This window comes from Phyllobacterium sp. A18/5-2 (assembly GCF_025452215.1).
Classification (GTDB): Bacteria; Pseudomonadota; Alphaproteobacteria; order Rhizobiales; family Rhizobiaceae; genus Phyllobacterium; species Phyllobacterium sophorae.
In genome coordinates this window covers 2,864,998-2,882,055 of record NZ_CP104966.1, presented here as the reverse complement: position 1 = coordinate 2,882,055, position 17,058 = coordinate 2,864,998, and the positions used below count along the sequence as shown (strand labels likewise).

11 protein-coding genes and 7 pseudogenes are annotated in these 17,058 nt (G+C 56.1%); 1 reads left to right on the top strand and 17 read right to left on the bottom strand.

The annotated features are described in order from the left end of the window. Positions 1-69: 69 nt before the first annotated feature. The 6 genes and pseudogenes from N8E89_RS14355 to N8E89_RS14330 all read right to left on the bottom strand — a co-directional run bounded on the left by N8E89_RS14355 (position 70) and on the right by N8E89_RS14330 (position 4,616). On the bottom strand, positions 70-627 hold the full coding sequence (locus tag N8E89_RS14355; protein WP_112759797.1) for a MerR family transcriptional regulator: 558 nt from the start codon (positions 625-627) through the stop codon (positions 70-72). A gap of 124 nt (positions 628-751) precedes the next feature. Next, entirely contained in the window at positions 752-1,072 is a 321-nt protein-coding gene (locus N8E89_RS14350) for an integration host factor subunit alpha (RefSeq protein WP_008128366.1), read from the bottom strand. Between the two features lie 123 nt (positions 1,073-1,195). Then, a complete protein-coding gene (locus tag N8E89_RS14345) occupies positions 1,196-2,167 on the bottom strand; it encodes a beta-ketoacyl-ACP synthase III (RefSeq protein WP_112759798.1) in 972 nt (323 codons plus the stop codon). A 7-nt stretch (positions 2,168-2,174) separates the two neighbouring features. After that, the gene (gene plsX, locus N8E89_RS14340; protein ID WP_106664910.1) at positions 2,175-3,260 is read right to left on the bottom strand and encodes a phosphate acyltransferase PlsX; all 1,086 of its coding nucleotides are present in this window, start codon (positions 3,258-3,260) and stop codon (positions 2,175-2,177) included. Between the two features lie 212 nt (positions 3,261-3,472). After that, positions 3,473-4,041: pseudogene (locus N8E89_RS14335) on the bottom strand (YceD family protein). Positions 4,042-4,054: 13 nt separating this feature from the next. After that, positions 4,055-4,616: pseudogene (locus N8E89_RS14330) on the bottom strand (ubiquinol-cytochrome C chaperone family protein). Between the two features lie 125 nt (positions 4,617-4,741). On the opposite strand from N8E89_RS14330, the gene N8E89_RS14325 reads away from it, so the two are divergent. Beyond that, positions 4,742-5,248, top strand: a complete 507-nt coding sequence (locus N8E89_RS14325) for an outer membrane protein assembly factor BamE (RefSeq protein WP_106665001.1) — start codon at positions 4,742-4,744, stop codon at positions 5,246-5,248. A 67-nt stretch (positions 5,249-5,315) separates the two neighbouring features. On the opposite strand, the gene N8E89_RS14320 is transcribed toward N8E89_RS14325, so the two are convergent. The 11 genes and pseudogenes from N8E89_RS14320 to N8E89_RS14270 all read right to left on the bottom strand — a co-directional run bounded on the left by N8E89_RS14320 (position 5,316) and on the right by N8E89_RS14270 (position 16,986). Beyond that, complete coding sequence (locus N8E89_RS14320; protein WP_112759800.1) at positions 5,316-7,469, bottom strand: sodium-translocating pyrophosphatase; 2,154 nt, start codon at positions 7,467-7,469, stop codon at positions 5,316-5,318. 476 nt (positions 7,470-7,945) lie between these two features. Then, positions 7,946-8,420: pseudogene (nusB, locus tag N8E89_RS14315) on the bottom strand (transcription antitermination factor NusB); the annotation flags it as partial. A 37-nt stretch (positions 8,421-8,457) separates the two neighbouring features. Continuing rightward, on the bottom strand, positions 8,458-8,919 hold the full coding sequence (locus N8E89_RS14310) for a 6,7-dimethyl-8-ribityllumazine synthase (protein ID WP_112759801.1): 462 nt from the start codon (positions 8,917-8,919) through the stop codon (positions 8,458-8,460). 48 nt (positions 8,920-8,967) lie between these two features. After that, positions 8,968-9,582 (bottom strand): riboflavin synthase, encoded by a 615-nt coding sequence (locus N8E89_RS14305; protein WP_112759802.1) that lies wholly within the window; start codon positions 9,580-9,582, stop codon positions 8,968-8,970. A gap of 10 nt (positions 9,583-9,592) precedes the next feature. Next, positions 9,593-10,700, bottom strand: a pseudogene (ribD, locus tag N8E89_RS14300) (bifunctional diaminohydroxyphosphoribosylaminopyrimidine deaminase/5-amino-6-(5-phosphoribosylamino)uracil reductase RibD). Positions 10,701-10,705: 5 nt separating this feature from the next. After that, positions 10,706-11,188: a transcriptional regulator NrdR gene (gene nrdR / locus N8E89_RS14295; protein ID WP_106664903.1), complete on the bottom strand. Its 483-nt coding sequence runs from the start codon at positions 11,186-11,188 to the stop codon at positions 10,706-10,708. 158 nt (positions 11,189-11,346) lie between these two features. Continuing rightward, positions 11,347-12,655, bottom strand: a pseudogene (glyA, locus tag N8E89_RS14290) (serine hydroxymethyltransferase). A 180-nt stretch (positions 12,656-12,835) separates the two neighbouring features. Continuing rightward, positions 12,836-14,117 (bottom strand): annotated as a pseudogene (locus N8E89_RS14285) (murein L,D-transpeptidase). 340 nt (positions 14,118-14,457) lie between these two features. After that, positions 14,458-14,973, bottom strand: coding sequence for a transcriptional regulator LdtR (ldtR, locus tag N8E89_RS14280; RefSeq protein WP_106664898.1), 516 nt, complete (start codon positions 14,971-14,973; stop codon positions 14,458-14,460). 531 nt (positions 14,974-15,504) lie between these two features. Next, positions 15,505-15,933 (bottom strand): DUF6163 family protein, encoded by a 429-nt coding sequence (locus N8E89_RS14275; protein ID WP_112759804.1) that lies wholly within the window; start codon positions 15,931-15,933, stop codon positions 15,505-15,507. Further along, a pseudogene (locus tag N8E89_RS14270) lies at positions 15,930-16,986 on the bottom strand (enoyl-CoA hydratase/isomerase family protein). The gene N8E89_RS14275 and the pseudogene N8E89_RS14270 overlap by 4 nt, the downstream one beginning before the upstream one ends. Between the last annotated feature and the right edge of the window lie 72 nt (positions 16,987-17,058).

Below are 17,058 nucleotides of genomic sequence, written 5' to 3'. Positions count from 1 at the left end.
AGGCCGCACCCCACGGCCAACCCCCAAGTCCCAGCTTTCATTTGTTTGAAAGCTGGGCTTTTTTTGGCGTTAACGAACCTGATCGAGGAGACGCTTGCACTCAAGCAGGTCGAAAAGCGTTTCCTGGAGCAAGGTTCGATTGTCCTTGGAAAGCCGCTTGCCATCAGCCGCTACCGGACCCTCATCATCGCCCTTGATCAATCCAAACAGGCGCCGGCCCTGCGGTGCGGATTTGGGCGTGCCCATGACTGCGGCTTCTTCGTCGGCATCCGCTCTGCTCTGTTCGGCGGCCAGCGCTTCTTCTTGACGTGCGGTGGCCTGCTTCTGCTGGCTGATCGCCTCAGCGGCTGCCGTGTCACCGCTGCCGAGGGCAATGATGAACTGGGTGCCGTTCTCCCGCAACAGACGCTGCACGCCCTTGATCGTATAACCCTGATCGTACAGGAGATGGCGGATACCTTTGAGAAGGTCAACGTCTAGAGGACGGTAATAACGGCGGCCACCGCCGCGCTTCATTGGCTTTATATGGGTGAACCGTGTTTCCCAGAAGCGCAGCACATGCTGTGGCAGATCAAGGTCTTCTGCGACTTCGCTGATGGTTCTAAATGCGTCGGGACTCTTGTCCATGATTTCACCCTTTCAGGAGAAATTCTGATTCGACGTCCATTTCAGCGGTTTGTGGTCCATTTTTCAAGCGTGACGCGAGATTACCGCACAGTAATCTCGCTCATTGGGCCATAAACCTTAAATGTCAGGCAGATTTCTTCTTGCGCGTCTGGTGCGAACGCAAAATTCTCTGCTTGAGAACATTGGACGCTTTGAACGTCATGACCCTGCGCGGTAGAATTGGAACCTCTTCACCGGTCTTTGGATTCCGGCCAATTCGTTCGTTCTTGTCTCTTACCTGGAACGTGGCGAACGATGACAATTTTACTGTCTCGCCACGAACAATTGCGTCACACACTTCATCGAGAATTGTCTCGACCAGTGAAGCTGACTCTGTTCGCGAAAGCCCTACCTTGCGATAGACTGCCTCAGCCAGATCAGCGCGCGTAATGGTCTTACCCCCCATACGATCTCAAAGCTCTCGTTTGTTGCAAAACTACCAGGTGACAGCGGAAGTTATAGGATGAAAACCGATCGGGCAAGCAGCTTGGAAAAGTTCGTGAACTAATCTGCCCGCCCAACCAAGCTGCTACCACCGTAGCAGAACTGCACCCCACGTAAAGCCCCCACCCATGGCTTCGAGGAGCACTAAATCGCCCTGCTTGATGCGACCGTCTTCGACAGCGGTCGCTAGTGCTAAGGGTACTGAAGCGGCTGATGTATTTCCGTGTTGGTCCACGGTGATAACGACCTTTTCTTCCGCAAGATTGAGCTTCTTTGCGGAGGCATCGATGATGCGCTTGTTGGCCTGATGAGGGACGAACCAATCGATATCCTCAGCGGTGATTCCCGCCTCGGAAAAGGAGGCTTCAATAACGTCGGTGATCATGCCGACAGCGTGCTTGAAGACCTCCCTGCCCTCCATTCTGAGATGGCCGACTGTTTGCGTCGAGGACGGTCCGCCATCAACATATAGTTTCTGCTTGTGCGAGCCATCGGAGCGCAGATTGGCTGTAAGAACGCCTCTGTCGGAGGTCAGCCCACGTCCCTCACTGGCCTCCAGCACCAGCGCTCCGGCGCCATCGCCAAAGAGCACGCAGGTGGTGCGGTCGTTCCAGTCCAGTATGCGGGAGAAGGTCTCGGACCCTATTACCAGGACACGTTTTGCCATGCCGCCACGAATATAGAGGTCTGCCGTGGTAACGGCATAGACAAAGCCGGAACAGACGGCCTGCATGTCGAACGCAAAGCCGTGCGTCATACCAAGGCGCGACTGAATATCCACGGCCGAGGCGGGAAACGTATTGTCGGGCGTCGAAGTCGCGAGGATGATCAGATCAATATCGTCCGGCGTCAGGCCCGCATTGTCCAAGGCTGCCCGTGCGGCTGCTTCGCCCAGCGAAGCCGTCGTTTCGCCCTCGCCAGCAATGTAGCGCTGCCGGATACCCGTTCGCTGCACGATCCATTCGTCTGATGTTTCAACGATCCCTTCAAGATCAGCGTTCTTTACCAGACGTGCCGGTTTGGCTGCGCCTATACCTCTTACAACGGATCGGATCATCGAAGCTCTACTTTTCCTGTTGCTCTATTTCAACTTCGGCGGCGCTCTCGGTCTCATCCTGGAAAGCCGCGCCAACCGGGCTCTTGTGAAAATGGGTCAGATCCGCAGCGATCTTGTCCAAGAGCTTGTTGTGGGCCATGTCGTAGCCCACATCGATAGCCGAAGCAAAGCCTAAAGCATCGGTGCCGCCATGGCTCTTGATGACGACGCCGTTCAATCCCAGGAACACGCCGCCATTGGTCTTGCGGGGGTCCATCTTCTCACGCATGCGGTCAAACGCGCCCTTGGCAAAGAGATAGCCTATCCTCGACATAAGCGTGCGGTTCATGGCCTCGCGCAGATACTGCGTGTACTGCTTTGCGGTTCCTTCGGCTGCCTTGAGAGCGATATTTCCGGCAAAACCTTCAGTCACGACAACGTCGACGGTCCCCTTGCCAATGTCGTTCCCTTCGACGAAACCGTAATATTCGAGGCTGGGTAACGGAATTTCACGGAGGATGCGCGCCGCGTCCTTGACATCGTCCTGCCCCTTGATCTCTTCGACGCCGACATTGAGCAAGCCGATGGTGGGGCGTTCGATCTCGAACAGGGAGCGCGCCATCGCCGCTCCCATAACAGCATAATCGACCAGTTGCTGCGCGTCGGCGCCGATGGTGGCGCCGATATCGAGCACGATGCTCTCACCACGCAAGGTCGGCCAGACGCCGGCAATGGCCGGCCGCTCGACATTCGCCATCGTGCGCAGGCAGAATTTTGACATGGCCATCAGGGCGCCAGTGTTGCCGGCGGAAACGCAGGCATCGGCCTCCCCGGTCTTGACCGCTTCGATGGCGCGCCACATGGATGATTTCCACCGGCCATTTCGCAAAGCCTGACTCGGTTTTTCATCCATGCGGACCGCAACGTCACAATGGTGGAGCGTCGAGGCGTTGGACAAAGCCTGATGGCGGGCCAGGACAGGTTTTACTTCTTCTTCGCGTCCGAAGATTACAAACCTGATATCAGGATGGCGCTCCAGCGCCGTTGCCATGCCGGGAATAACGATCTCGGGACCGAAATCACCGCCCATGGCGTCAATGGAAATTCTGATCACTCTCGATTGTCCTGTCCTGTTCAGTGCTTGTCAGTAAGATTTTTTGAAAAGACTCGGCGAAAATAGTCATTTTGCATAGGTGCACAACTGGTTTCTGCCCGTCTGCCGGTTCCTTGAGCTGAATTATCGTGAAACCCCGCCCCAATAAACAGTGTTATGCGGTCCTCCCCGGACCATTCATTCAGCTACTTAGTCGCAGGACGTGCCCCCGATCAAGTCTTCTGTTTCCAATCCTTCAGAGCTGCGAACGGGTTTGCTGGCTTTTCAGCGTCGTCATCACCTTCTCCATAGGTCACAACGACCGGAGCGGCGGCCTCCACACCGTCCTTGCGCGGATAGGGATCGATCGCAAGTTCAAAAACTCCTCGGCAATCGCACCCGCATCCAGCGTATCGCCGGAAAATGTCTCCGGTATATCCGGACCCTCGGCGCTGATGATCAGCTCACCATTCTCATCAAGCGGCAATCGGGCGAGGCGCGAGTTTTCCGGAACAAAGATCGCGTCGATCTCCGTATCGATCTTTGCGTCAATGGGTTCCAGTGTGACAATGCAGGACTGGACGATCTCTGCCTTGACCACGCCACGAATGCGAACACCATCTTTCTTCCACGGTATGACCTGCAGGTCGGCCCGAAAGGATCTGACATCCTCAAGTTCGTGAAAGTCACGCAATGCCTCACGCTCGCGGGCATTTGCCTCGATTTTGACATTCAGCCCCTTTGGCGGGAGCCGTTGAACCGAAACAGGAAAACTCATTGTCCCGTCTGTATTCCGTGTCATCAGCTTCATCCTCTCAAAGCGACGATGATGGACGATCGGCCGCGGCATCAGGAAATGTAACCTTGCCGCCAGCGATTATATCATCTGGTTGATCTTCGAGGTGCCGTACCGTTTGCCCGACATAACTTGCAAGTGCATCTGCACCCGGCCAGGCCTGAGCATCCGGCCGGACATTGCGAGCAAGCGCTGCGGCGAGCGCCGGGTGATCGTTGTGTTGAAGCGCCTTGTCATAAGATTCAATCCGGCCGTAGAACATGCGCGCCAGCTTCTTCATACGCTTTGGTACACCCGAGATCTCCAATGCCGAGCTCTCGCAAGGAGTGATCGACGTCCCTGAAAAACTCGTCCGTTACCTCCTGGCCGATCGATTTCAACGCCGGCGTTCGGCCCTTGATCCGACGCATGAACAAGAAAATATGCAGCGAAAGCATTTCATAGCGGCCTAACGGTGAATCCGGAACGTCAAGCTCGGAATAAAAGTATGGCTGCCGCGCCGCTGCCACGATCGCATCGTAGAGGGCAATTGTAATCGCCTCATTTGCTTTGGCTTTGCGGCTAAAAAGACTGAGAATCATAGAGTTGTGCTTTCACTTGGGTCTGGTACGCAACACATGTCGCGTGTTGCATCGGACTTCAAGGTGGTTTACCGAAGTTCTGCGGGCGGCGAAAGACTTGCGCCCAGTTTGAAATGGAGATGTCGTTGCTGGAGCGGATTTTCAAGACCGATCGTTCACGGGAATACCTTCTCGTTGGAACCCTTCTTTTAGCCGCAGGGCTTGCGGGTTGTAACACCGCCAACCTCAATCCATCGGAGACACTGACACAAGGCTATGTGCTCGACGAGAAGACGCTCGAATTCGTCCCCGTGGGCTCCAGCCGCGAACAGGTCGTTTTGTCACTTGGCAGCCCGTCGACAACAGCCACCTTTGACAACGAGGTTTTCTATTACATTTCGCAGAAGCGCCACCGTAGTGTCGCCTTCATGATGCCGAAAGTGACGGAACGCCGTATTCTGGCCGTCTATTTTGACAAAGACGGCAAAGTTTCCAGCATTTCCAACTACGGATTGCAGGACGGCAAGGTGTTTGACTTTATTTCCCGTACGACGCCGACGGGCGGCAAAGACCTCTCTTTCCTCGGCCAGATGCTGGCTGGTGTCGGCAAGGCACCGTCTTCGCTTGGCGGAGGCGGCGCTCCGCCGCAATAAAAAACACTCAATACAAAAAAACCCACGAAACCAGATCGTGGGTTTTTTGTTGCAATGTTCGCTGGAGTCAGTGCGCAAGCACGGCAAGCAGGAGCAGTGCGACGATATTGGTGATCTTGATCGCCGGATTGACGGCAGGACCCGCCGTGTCCTTGTAGGGATCTCCGACCGTATCGCCAGTAACGGAAGCCTTGTGCGCTTCCGAGCCCTTCATGTGGCGCGTTCCATCCTTATCGACGAACCCATCCTCGAAGGATTTCTTGGCGTTATCCCAAGCACCACCGCCCGATGTCATCGAAATGGCAACGAAAATGCCGTTGATGATGACGCCAAGCAGCGAAGCACCAAGCGCTGCGAAAGCAGAGGCTTTCGATCCGGAAATCAGCAAAACGCCGAAATAAACGACGATTGGGGCCAAAACCGGCAAGAGCGATGGAACCACCATCTCCTTGATCGCAGCTCGGGTAAGGATGTCGACCGCACGTGCGTAGTCCGGGCGCTCGGTCCCCAGCATGATACCAGGCTTTTCGCGGAACTGCCGGCGCACCTCTTCAACCACGGAACCCGCCGCACGGCCAACAGCCGTCATTGCGATCCCGCCAAAGAGATAAGGGATGAGACCGCCAAAGATGAGACCTGCCACCACATAGGGATTGGACAGTTCGAAAGAAATGGCACCGATCCCCTTGAAGTAGGAGAACGCGGTGGCGCCTTCCTTATTGGCTTCGCTGATGAAGAACTGCAGATCGTTGGCGTAAGCCGCGAACAGAACCAATGCGCCGAGACCGGCGGAACCAATCGCGTAACCCTTGGTAACCGCTTTGGTGGTGTTTCCCACGGCGTCGAGCGCGTCGGTGGATTTACGCACTTCGGGGTCGAGACCCGCCATTTCGGCAATGCCGCCAGCATTATCCGTGACTGGACCGAACGCATCCAGCGCCACAATCATACCAGCGATACCAAGCATGGCAGTAACAGCAATGCCTGTGCCGAAAAGGCCAGCAAGCTGGTAGGTCGAGATAATACCACCAACGATGACCAGCGCCGGAAGCGCAGTGGATTCAAGCGAAACCGCGAGACCCTGGATCACATTGGTACCATGGCCGGTTATCGACGCCTGGGCAATCGAATTGACCGGGCGCTTGTTCGTACCGGTGTAATACTCGGTAATCACCACGATCAAACCCGTCACTACGAGCCCAATAATCCCACAGAGGAACAGGTTCGTTCCTGTTATGACCTGACCCGCCACAATTCCGGTCTCGCCCCAGCCGATGGTCAGAGAAGTCGCCGCCCCCAGGCCAACGATCGAAAGAAGTCCCGTCACGATCAAACCCTTGTAGAGGGCCCCCATGATGGAATTGTTGGCGCCAAGCTTGACGAAGAACGTGCCTGCAATCGAGGTGATGATGCAGGCCCCACAGATGGCCAGCGGATAAAGCATCACTGTGGCGAGGTTGGGCGCTGCTGCGAAGAAGATGGCGGCGAGGACCATCGTGGCGACAATCGTCACCGCATAGGTTTCAAATAAGTCCGCAGCCATACCGGCGCAATCGCCAACATTGTCGCCGACGTTATCCGCGATCGTTGCAGGGTTGCGCGGATCATCCTCGGGAATTCCGGCTTCGACCTTGCCGACGAGGTCACCGCCGACGTCGGCGCCCTTGGTAAAAATACCGCCGCCAAGGCGGGCAAAGATGGAAATGAGGGAAGCACCGAACCCAAGTGAGACCAGCGCGTCAATTACCGTACGATCAGCGGGAGCATAGCCCATCGGTCCGGTCAGAACCCAGTAGTAGACTGACACACCGAGCAGTGCGAGGCCCGCAACCAGCATGCCTGTAATGGCACCCGACTTGAAAGCAATTTCAAGGCCAGCGGCGAGGCTGCGGGAGGCAGCCTGTGCGGTGCGGACATTGGCCCGGACGGAAACATGCATACCGATGAACCCGGCAAGCCCAGAAAGAACGGCGCCGATCATGAAGCCGATAGCCGCTGTTCCTGTCAGAAGAAACCAGACGGCGATGAATACAACGGCGCCAACCATGGCGATCGTAGTGTACTGACGTGTGAGATATGCCTGTGCGCCTTCGCGGATTGCACCGGCGATTTCTTGCATGCGCGCATTGCCCTGGTCCGCCGCGAGCACCGATTTGGTGGCCCAGACGGCGTAGACGATAGACAGCAGACCGCAGGCAATGACCAGAAACAGTATTGTCATGCCACTCCCTCAGATTTTGACCGGAAAAACCCCTCCCCGGGTCAGGTTCGGTACGGCACACTGAAATCCGCCAGGCCGGCAGAAACGCGACCGTATGTGTAAGGAGTAGCGAAGCAAATGCGAAAACGTCAAGGTCTTTCGCATCTTAGTGAAATGGGCGACGAAAGTAGGGCTGGCCGGGGCAAGTTTTAAACGCCAATAGTGGGAGTGGATAAGAATCTAGGGGCTATCCAGTGAAAGTCATACACAACGAGCGCATTAAATTGTTGGCGACATTCGTGAACAGCATTGCTGTCGCCATTTTGCAGTAAGTGCTCTCCTTAAGAGGATGACCCAATGACGACGTTTCAAGCCCTTTCTTTGCTGATCATGCCGGTTTCCGGTTTGATCTTTGGGCTTGTCGCCCTATATGTCACACGCCCAAAACCGAAGGGTAAACACCGTCCGCGACATGCCCACTAAAACCTTCGCATATGTCAGCGCCGCGGGCCTTTGACGCCCTTGCTCTCGCCGCGAATTTCATAGGCGAGCCGGTCGAGCACAGCATTGACCAGTTTCGGCTCGTCCTCGGAATAAAAGGCTTTGGCGATATCGACGTATTCGGAAACGATGACCGCAGTCGGCACGTCGACCCTATCCTTCAGTTCCCATATTCCGGCCCGCAGGATGGCACGCAAGGTCGGATCGAGGCGTGAAAGCGGCCAGTCTTCGGTCAATGCCTGGCAGAATCATCGGATCGAGTAAAGTTTGCTCGGCAACAACGCCGGAAACAATGGCACGAAACCACTGCGGATCGGCATCCAGGTACTGCGTACCGTCCACTTCCTTGCCGAGGCGGTGCGCTTCATACTCTGCCACAACCTCGAGCACACCTGTGCCTGCGACATCCATCTGATAGAGGGCTTGAACTGCGGCCAAGCGGGCAACGCCACGCTTGTTGGCGGTTTTCGCAGTTGGGCTTTGCCCGTCTTTCGGAGAAGGCATTCGTTCAGGCTCCAAGCTTTTCCTTGAGGGCAATCATGGTCAATGCCGCACGTGCTGCAAAGCCACCCTTGTCCTTGTCTTCGCGGCGTGCGCGTGCCCACGCCTGTTCTTCATTCTCGACGGTCAGGATACCGTTGCCGATCGCAATGCTTTCATTGACCGCCAGATCCATGAGCGCGCGGCAAGACTCGTTGGCGACAATATCGAAATGATAGGTTTCGCCGCGAATGACCGTACCAAGCGCCACATAACCATCATATTCCCTTCCGCCTTCTACCGCAGCATCAAGGGCAAAAGAAATGACTGCGGGAACCTCGAGGGCACCAGGAACAGTAACGACATCATAGGTGGCGTTGGCTTCATTGAGCGCCATTTTGGCCCCAGTCAACAATGCATCCGACAGATCGTCATAGAATCGCGCTTCCACGATCAACAGGTGTGGCGCACGCGCTTTTTTGTCAGACATGATAGCTCCGAAGGAAATGGGATGGCGTCACCGCCGCTGGTTCCGGTCCTAGGCTGATTTCGGATATTCTGCAAGCCGTGCGGCATATCTCGCCATCTGATCGATCTCGATATTGATCTTGTCGCCAACCTCGCGATCACCCCACGTGGTCACTTCGAGCGAATGGCGGATCAGGAGCACATCGAATTCATTGTCATTGACACTATTGACGGTCAAGGACGTGCCATCGAGCGCCACGGAACCCTTCTGGGCGATGAATCGTGCCAGTTGCTCTGGCACATGCAAGGTGAAGCGAACAGCGTCACCCTCGTCTTCGCGCTTGATAATTTCCGCCATTGCGTCGACATGGCCAGAGACGAGATGACCTCCCATCTCATCACCCAGCTTCAAGGAGCGCTCAAGATTGATGCGCGTACCGGTCTTCCAGCCAGCGATGGTGGTAAGCCGCAGCGCTTCTTCCCAGGCCTCGACCTCGAACCAGCGGGCATTCGATCCCTTTTCCGGGAGCGACGTGACGGTCAGGCAGACACCCGAGCAGGAGATGGATGCGCCGATGTCGATCGTTGCCGGATCGTAACTGGTTTCAACGCGCAGCAACACCCCTTCGTTCAGCGGCTTCACCTGTCCGATCCTGCCAATATCCGTTACGATTCCAGTAAACATTCGTGCTTCCTTAGACAGATCTGACATATTCGCTGTATTGGTCATGGCCGAAGCGATAGTCATGCAACAGTTTGAAACCCCGGGCGATATGGGAGTGGAGTTCAGGTGCTGCAACCCCGGCGGTGCTACCAATTGCAGCTGCCCCTTGAAACAGGGCGAGGCGATCAACCAGCCCTTCCTGCAAGAACGAGTTCGCGACCGTCGCACCGCCTTCCACCATCAACGTAGAAATGCCTTGTGCGGCGAGATCATCGAGCAGTTCCGGAAGTGCAGTAGCGCCGCAATCGGTTTCCGTCGCGAGGATTCGGCAGCCCTCAGCAACGAGCGCCTGCCGCCTCGCCGGTGCGGCAGCCGCACTCGCCGCAACCCAAACCGGAACATTACCCGCGCTCTTTACCAACGCACTGTCCAGCGGCAGGCGAAGCTGGCTGTCAAGAATAACGCGGACGGGCGAACGGGCTTCCAGCCCAGGCAAACGGCAGGTCAGCTGCGGATCGTCGGCGAGTACGGTACCTATCCCGACCAGAATTGCGTCGGTTTCAGCCCGCATCAAATGTACCTGCGACCGCGAGACCGAGCCAGTTATGACGACCTGTCCATCTCCCCTCCTGCCAATGAAGCCATCACTGGAAAGTGCAAGTTTTAGAGTTACTTCCGGCCGCTTTTTCGATGATCGAGATCAAATAGCCGGCGAGATAATCCGCCGCCTCCGCGCCGAGCACGCACTCTTCAACTTCGATACCGCCAGCGCGCAGAATCGCATATCCCTTGCCTGCAACCCGATCGTCGGGATCGTTCGTTGCAGATACGACACGCGTAATTCCCGCCGTGACCAGCGCATCGGCACAGGGCGGCGTTCGACCATGATGGGCGCAGGGTTCAAGCGTCACATACGCGGTGGCGCCCCTCGCACGCTCGCCCGCTTCCGACAGGGCTTGCGTTTCAGCGTGGGGCCGCCCCCCGATGGCTGTAACGCCGCGACCGATGATAACGCCATCCTTGACGATCAGCGTGGCAACGGATGGGTTTGTCCCAGTCAGTCCCTGATGGCTACGCGACAGCCGGATAGCCGCGGCCATGAAGCGGCGATCCAGCGCGTTCTGCTCCAGTCGTGCCATCTGGCTCACTCGTCTTCGACCGGATCAGGCACAACATCACCGGAGGTGATCTCGTCAATGACATCATGGAAATCCTTGGCCTCGCGGAAATTGCGATAGACCGAGGCAAAGCGGATATAGGCGATATCGTCGATACCCTTCAAAGCGTCCATGACCAGCCGGCCGATTTCGTCGGATGACACCTCCGGTTCGCCGGAACTCTCCAACTGCCGGACGATACCAGATACGGCGCGCTCCACCCGCTCGGGATCGACCTGACGTTTGCGCAACGCCACTTCAACGGAGCGCATCAGCTTGTCGCGGTCGAAGGCGACCTTGCGGCCACTTTTCTTGATTACGGAAAGGTCACGCAGTTGCACACGTTCAAAGGTGGTAAAGCGCCCGCCGCAAACGGAACAGACACGCCGCCTGCGGATCACAGCACCATCTTCGGCCGGACGGGAATCTTTGACCTGGGTATCTTCAGACTGGCAATAGGGACAGCGCATTGACCGGCTTTCTGAACGTAATCAAATTTGGCTGAAGATAGTGTCTTTCGCAACGAGATAAAAGCGTTCAGGCGGAGAGGATTGTGAACGGACCGTTCGATCCAGTACAATCCTTCTCCGCCCGAGTAAAATCAAGCTATATCAAGTCAGACCCGATTCTATCCAAGATATGGATAGAGCGGGAAGCGATCCGTGAGAGAAACGACCTTCTGCTGGACCGCCTTTTCAACTGCGGCGTTGCCTTCATCCGAGTTTGCGACCTTCAAACCATCCAGCACTTCGGAAATCAGATTGCCGATTTCGGTGAACTCCGCCGCCCCGAGATCCGCGTGTCGTGCCAGCAGGTGTACCAAGGCGTACGCCAGAGGTAACGAAGGGCTTTTCGGGATCGAAGGGGATGCCGTTTTTGTTGCAGGTGATATTTGCGCGCCCGAGCGCGGCCTCGGCACGCTTGCCGGTTGCGTTCTTCGGGCGCAAATCAACCAGCATCAAATGATTGTCTGTACCGCCGGAGACGATATCGAGCCCGTTCTTCTTCAAGGTTTCGGCCAGCGTTTTCGCGTTGGCGGCCACGTTCTGCGCGTAGGTCTTGAATTCCGGCTTCAACGCCTCACCAAATGCTACGGCCTTTGCGGCGATGACGTGCATCAAGGGACCGCCCTGCAGACCCGGGAACACGGCCGAATTCATCTTCTTGGCGATTTCCGGGTCATTGCTGAGAATCATGCCGCCACGCGGTCCACGCAGGGATTTGTGTGTCGTTGTGGTGACAACGTGCGCGTGCGGAACCGGAGATGGGTGCACACCGGCAGCGACGAGACCGGCAATGTGCGCCATGTCGACCATCAGATAAGCTCCGACAGCGTCGGCGATTTCGCGGAAACGCTTCCAGTCCCAGATACGCGAATAGGCGGTTCCGCCGGCCAGGATCAGTTTGGGTTTGGTCTCGTGGGCCTGCCTCTCGATCGCATCCATATCAAGCAGATGATCGTCCGGACGTACGCCATAAGAAACGACTTTGAACCACTTTCCGGACATGTTCACAGGTGACCCGTGAGTGAGGTGACCACCGGAGTTGAGGTCGAGGCCCATGAATGTATCCCCCGGCTGCAACAGTGCCAGGAAAACGGCCTGGTTCATCTGGCTACCGGAATTTGGCTGGACATTGGCAAACTCGCAGCCAAACAGCTCCTTTGCACGCTCAATGGCCAGTTCTTCTGCAATATCAACGAACTGGCAGCCGCCATAATAGCGCTTGCCCGGATAGCCTTCGGCATATTTGTTGGTCATGATCGAGCCCTGCGCCTCAAGTACAGCGCGCGACACGATGTTTTCCGAGGCGATGAGCTCGATCTCGTGGCGCTGGCGCCCTAGCTCCTTGCGAATTGCGCCGAAAATTTCCGGATCGATATCTTCGAGCGATGCGTTGAAAAAGGTATCTGCAATGGAAGCGCTTGCATTCGACATGGTGTCTGGACCCTCATTTGCCGGTGGGTAATTCATAGGTTGTCCGGCGCATTATCATACTTAAACGGGCAAGGCCAATGGCCGGTACGCGAAAAGCTCTAGCCCGAAACCGCCTTTCGGGATTCAAATATGAAAAGACCGCCCGGAGGCGGTCTGCATCGGCTCAACTTCTATGTGCGGTCACGTATTTGTACCGATCGACAGCGCCGCCTGACCATCACGCTCGTAAATATCGTCGCGCAAATGAACGACGCCATCACCTGTCGACCAGGCGGTGACATAAACGAAGTGCAACGGAACAGGGTTGTTGACATTGATCGGGGTGTTGACGCCCGTCTTGATGGTCGCTTCCATGGTCTGGCGATCCCAGCCCGGTGTGTCGCGCAGGAGCCAGACGTTGAGATCACGAACATTCTGAATGCGGACGCAACCCGAAGATTCGAAGCGCATCAGCTTGTTGAATACACCCTGCTGCGGCGTGTCATGCATGTAGACCGCATAAGGGTTGGGGAAATTGATCTTCGTCGACGACATGGCGTTAATCTTGCCCGGATCCTGCCGGAACATCAGCTTCACCGCATCTTCCGTCGTCCAATCGACGCTCTCCGGCGCGATTTCCTCGCGGGTCTGCTCGTCAAACAGGCGAGATCTTGTTGCGCGAAAGGTAAGTCGGATCCTTGCGCATCAGCGGGATGATATCCTTCTGGATGATCGACTTCGGCGCCGTCCAGTAGGGATTGAGAATGACCTCGTGGATCTTGGAATCAAGGATCGGCGTCTGGCGATCGATCTTGCCGACAATAGCAGTGTGGCGCTGAACGACGCGGCCACCTTCCACCGCTTCGATCTGCGCTGCCGGAATATTGACCATCACGTAGCGGCTGCCCTGATCGGTCGACGCCAGCGTGCGAACGCGCTCAAGATTCGTCTGCAACTGACCCAGGCGAACGTCTGCCGGCACGTTCATCGCTGCGAGCGAGAACTCGCCCATAACACCATCCGCAGGAAGACCGTGACGCGCCTGGAAGCGCTTCACAGCCGCGTCAACATAGGTATCGAAGGAATTCGAGAGGCCAGCGCTTTCGGAGAGGTCGCCGGCGATCATCAGGCGCTTGCGCATGGCGGCCACCGACGGATCAATGACACCAAGCTGCAATTTTACCGTTGCATCCACCCTTGGCCATCCACCATTGCTGACGATCTGGCTGTAGGTGTTGATGGCGCTTTCAATGAAGGAAGCCGTATCTGGACTTGCGATGGGCTGGAAGCTTGCGACCTTGCCCTTGTTGCTCGAGCGGGCATCGAACTGATCGTCCCAATTGCCGCGACGGGGGGCAGCGAGAATCTCACCGATATCAGACTGCTGCGCGAACGCGGTAGACGTTGCCGCAGCGAAACCAACAGTTGCGGCGCCCCTCAAAAACGCGCGGCGATCGATTGCTGATGATCCGAATTTCTTCATATTTTGTCCAACCCTTGGAAGTTCTGCAGTCAAGCTGCCGCGTACGGTACGGAACGGCGACCCGGTTACCAAAATTATCAGCAACACCCTTAACAAACAGCAACTTTCAATCTGATCGCGCGTTCGTGATGGTTTAACTGCGGACCAGCCCTCACCGAGCCGTCGTTGGTGCTGCACTGAACATGAAATATCTGAAGCCGCATTTCCACGCCATTATGGCGGATTAATGACTGGAAGACTTTGCGCCGTTGCCTCGGGTTCGGGTCACTGGCCGCTTTAGCAGACAAAGCCCGCCTTCGCATTGGGCGAAGCCGGGCTTTTGTTATTATGGATTATCCGTTCACATGCGATAGGCGATGGAGTCGTTCCAGAAACGATCGAGACGCTGAAGAGCCTTGTTCATGGACTGGAATTCTTCCGCCTTGATGCCCCCGACGTGTTCGATCGAAGCAATGTGACGCTCGTACAGACCCGCAACCAGTTCCGCGACCTCAGAACCTTTTTCGGTCAGACTGACCCGAACCGAGCGGCGATCGGTGCGTGAACGCTCATGGGATATGAAGCCAAGTTCAACGAGCTTCTTCAGATTGTAGGAAACGTTCGAACCCAGATAGTATCCGCGGCTGCGCAATTCACCGGCGGTCAGTTCTGCATTGCCGATGTTGAAAAGCAGCAATGCCTGAATTGCGTTGATGTCGCTGCGGCCATTGCGGTCAAATTCATCCTTGACCACATCAAGCAAACGGCGATGTAACCGTTCGACCAACTGAAGCGCCTCAAGATAAAGTGTCCGCAATGCTGTGTCACGTGGTGTTGAATGCGAGCTTGCGCCAGACTTTCTTTGTGTGTTGTTCATATTACCTGCCTCACTGTTGTTTCGGTGTATTTTTCTCACCGTTGAGGCAACACTATCCAATACGCATAAAATTCGACTTAAAACACAGACTTAACAGTACCTTACCGTGAATGAATCAAATTCAATCTTAATGAAGACTTACCCGGCAGTCACGCCATTCGCAAAACCGGACGGAAAACCGGTGCTGGCTTTGCTCATCGTCTGCCGCAAAACCGGACGGAAAACCGATGCCCACTTTTCCTGGCTTTGCTCATCGCCTGCCGCAAAACCGGACGGAAAACCGGTGCCCACTTTTCCTGGCTTTGCTCATCGCCTGCCGCAAAACCGGACGGAAAACCGGTGCCCACTTTTCCTGGCTTTGCTCATCGCCTGCCGCAAAACCGGACGGAAAACCGGTGCCCACTTTTCCTGGCTTTGCTCATCGCCTGCTGCAAAACCGGACGGAAAACCGGTGCCCACTTTTCCTGGCTTTGCTCATCGCCTGCCGCAAAACCGGACGGAAAACCGGTGCCCACTTTTCCTGGCTTTGCTCTATCGCACCGGCTTCGCCTGCTGGCGTTTCTGCAGAAAAAGTACGGCGCGGAAGCAGATATAAAGAAAAGCCACGCAGCCATGCACGATGGCGATGTGTGGTCTGTAGAAGAAAAAATTGGAGAAGACCGTGAACATCAACGTTTCGCCCAGTGCAGCAACAAACCAGATGACCGGCCCCCAGGAAACCATCATCCATAGCCCGGTGGAAGCCACGGGATAAAGCATTGCGAGCGACACTGAAGCGACTTTCCACTGCCAGGGCATGAGGTCGAAGCGCCACAGCATCCCCTCGTAATAGCCACTGAGTTGCGCCCAATAACCGACACCCGCGACAAGACAATAGATTGAAACAAGCCGCAGGAACCAGACAAAGCCCATCTGGGCCATCGTCGGGTCGAATGGCAGGTGCGTTGGTCTTTCGTTCATGTCAATTGCAGTTCCCGCTCGCCCAGTGACGCGAAATAGGCATTCACCATTTCCGGCGTAACGTCGTCAATACTCGCAGGCTGCCATGCAGGTGCATTGTCCTTGTCGACGAGAAGAGCGCGTACGCCTTCGTAGAAGTCGTGATTCTCGAGCATGCGTGACAAAATCCGGTACTCCATCTGCATGCATTGATCCATCTCGAGATCACGTCCCTCCTCGATCTGTCTGAACGTCACGTGCAGACTGGTCGGGGAGCGCGCATTAATGAGAACAAGAACCTGCTGCGCCCACTCGTTCCCGTTCACTCCTGCGGCCGCAAGGCGGATAAGACAACCACCAAGTGTGCGCGAGATCGAACAGAACACCTATCATATCGCGGATTTTCTCGGGCGTTTCAAAGTCTGGATTAATGATTTTGCCCCGCAAAGCTATGTCGGGATTGCCGGTTCTGATCAGACTCCGCCGCACCCTTTCCTTGTCCTCGGCCTTGATCGCATGGGTGGCGATGCCACTTTGCAGGCAATCCCCTTGCCGGATGCGATTGCCGGTCAAGGCAAGATAGGTGCCGAAGTGCTCAGGCAGATGCGGCAGAAAGGCGCTGCCACCGACATCCGGAAAGAAGCCGATACCGACCTCCGGCATGGCGAACATGATGTTTTCCGTTACGACTCGATGCGAGCCATGAACAGAAATGCCAACGCCGCCACCCATGCAGATACCATCAATCAAGGAAATATAGGGCTTTGGAAAGTGCCTGATATAGGCGTTAAGCCGGTACTCGTCCGCAAAGAATTCATAGAGTGGGCTACCCGACCGGCCAGCGTGAAAGACAGCAAGGATGTCACCGCCGGCGCAAAAGGCGCGGCCCTCACCCTCGACAACAACACAATGAACGTCGGGATCGGTCGACCAGGCGATGAGCGCCCGGTGAAATGCATTGACCATGGTTCGGGTCAATGCGTTCAGCGCCTTGGGTCGCGTCAGACGCACCAGGCCGGCCTTGCCCCGCCGTTCGAACACGATTTCGCCCTGCCCGCCAAAATCGATTTCCATGCACCCCTCCAGGATTCCTGCCGGAGGTTAGGAAACTCCGGCGCACCGCGTCAATGGATCACATATATTGGC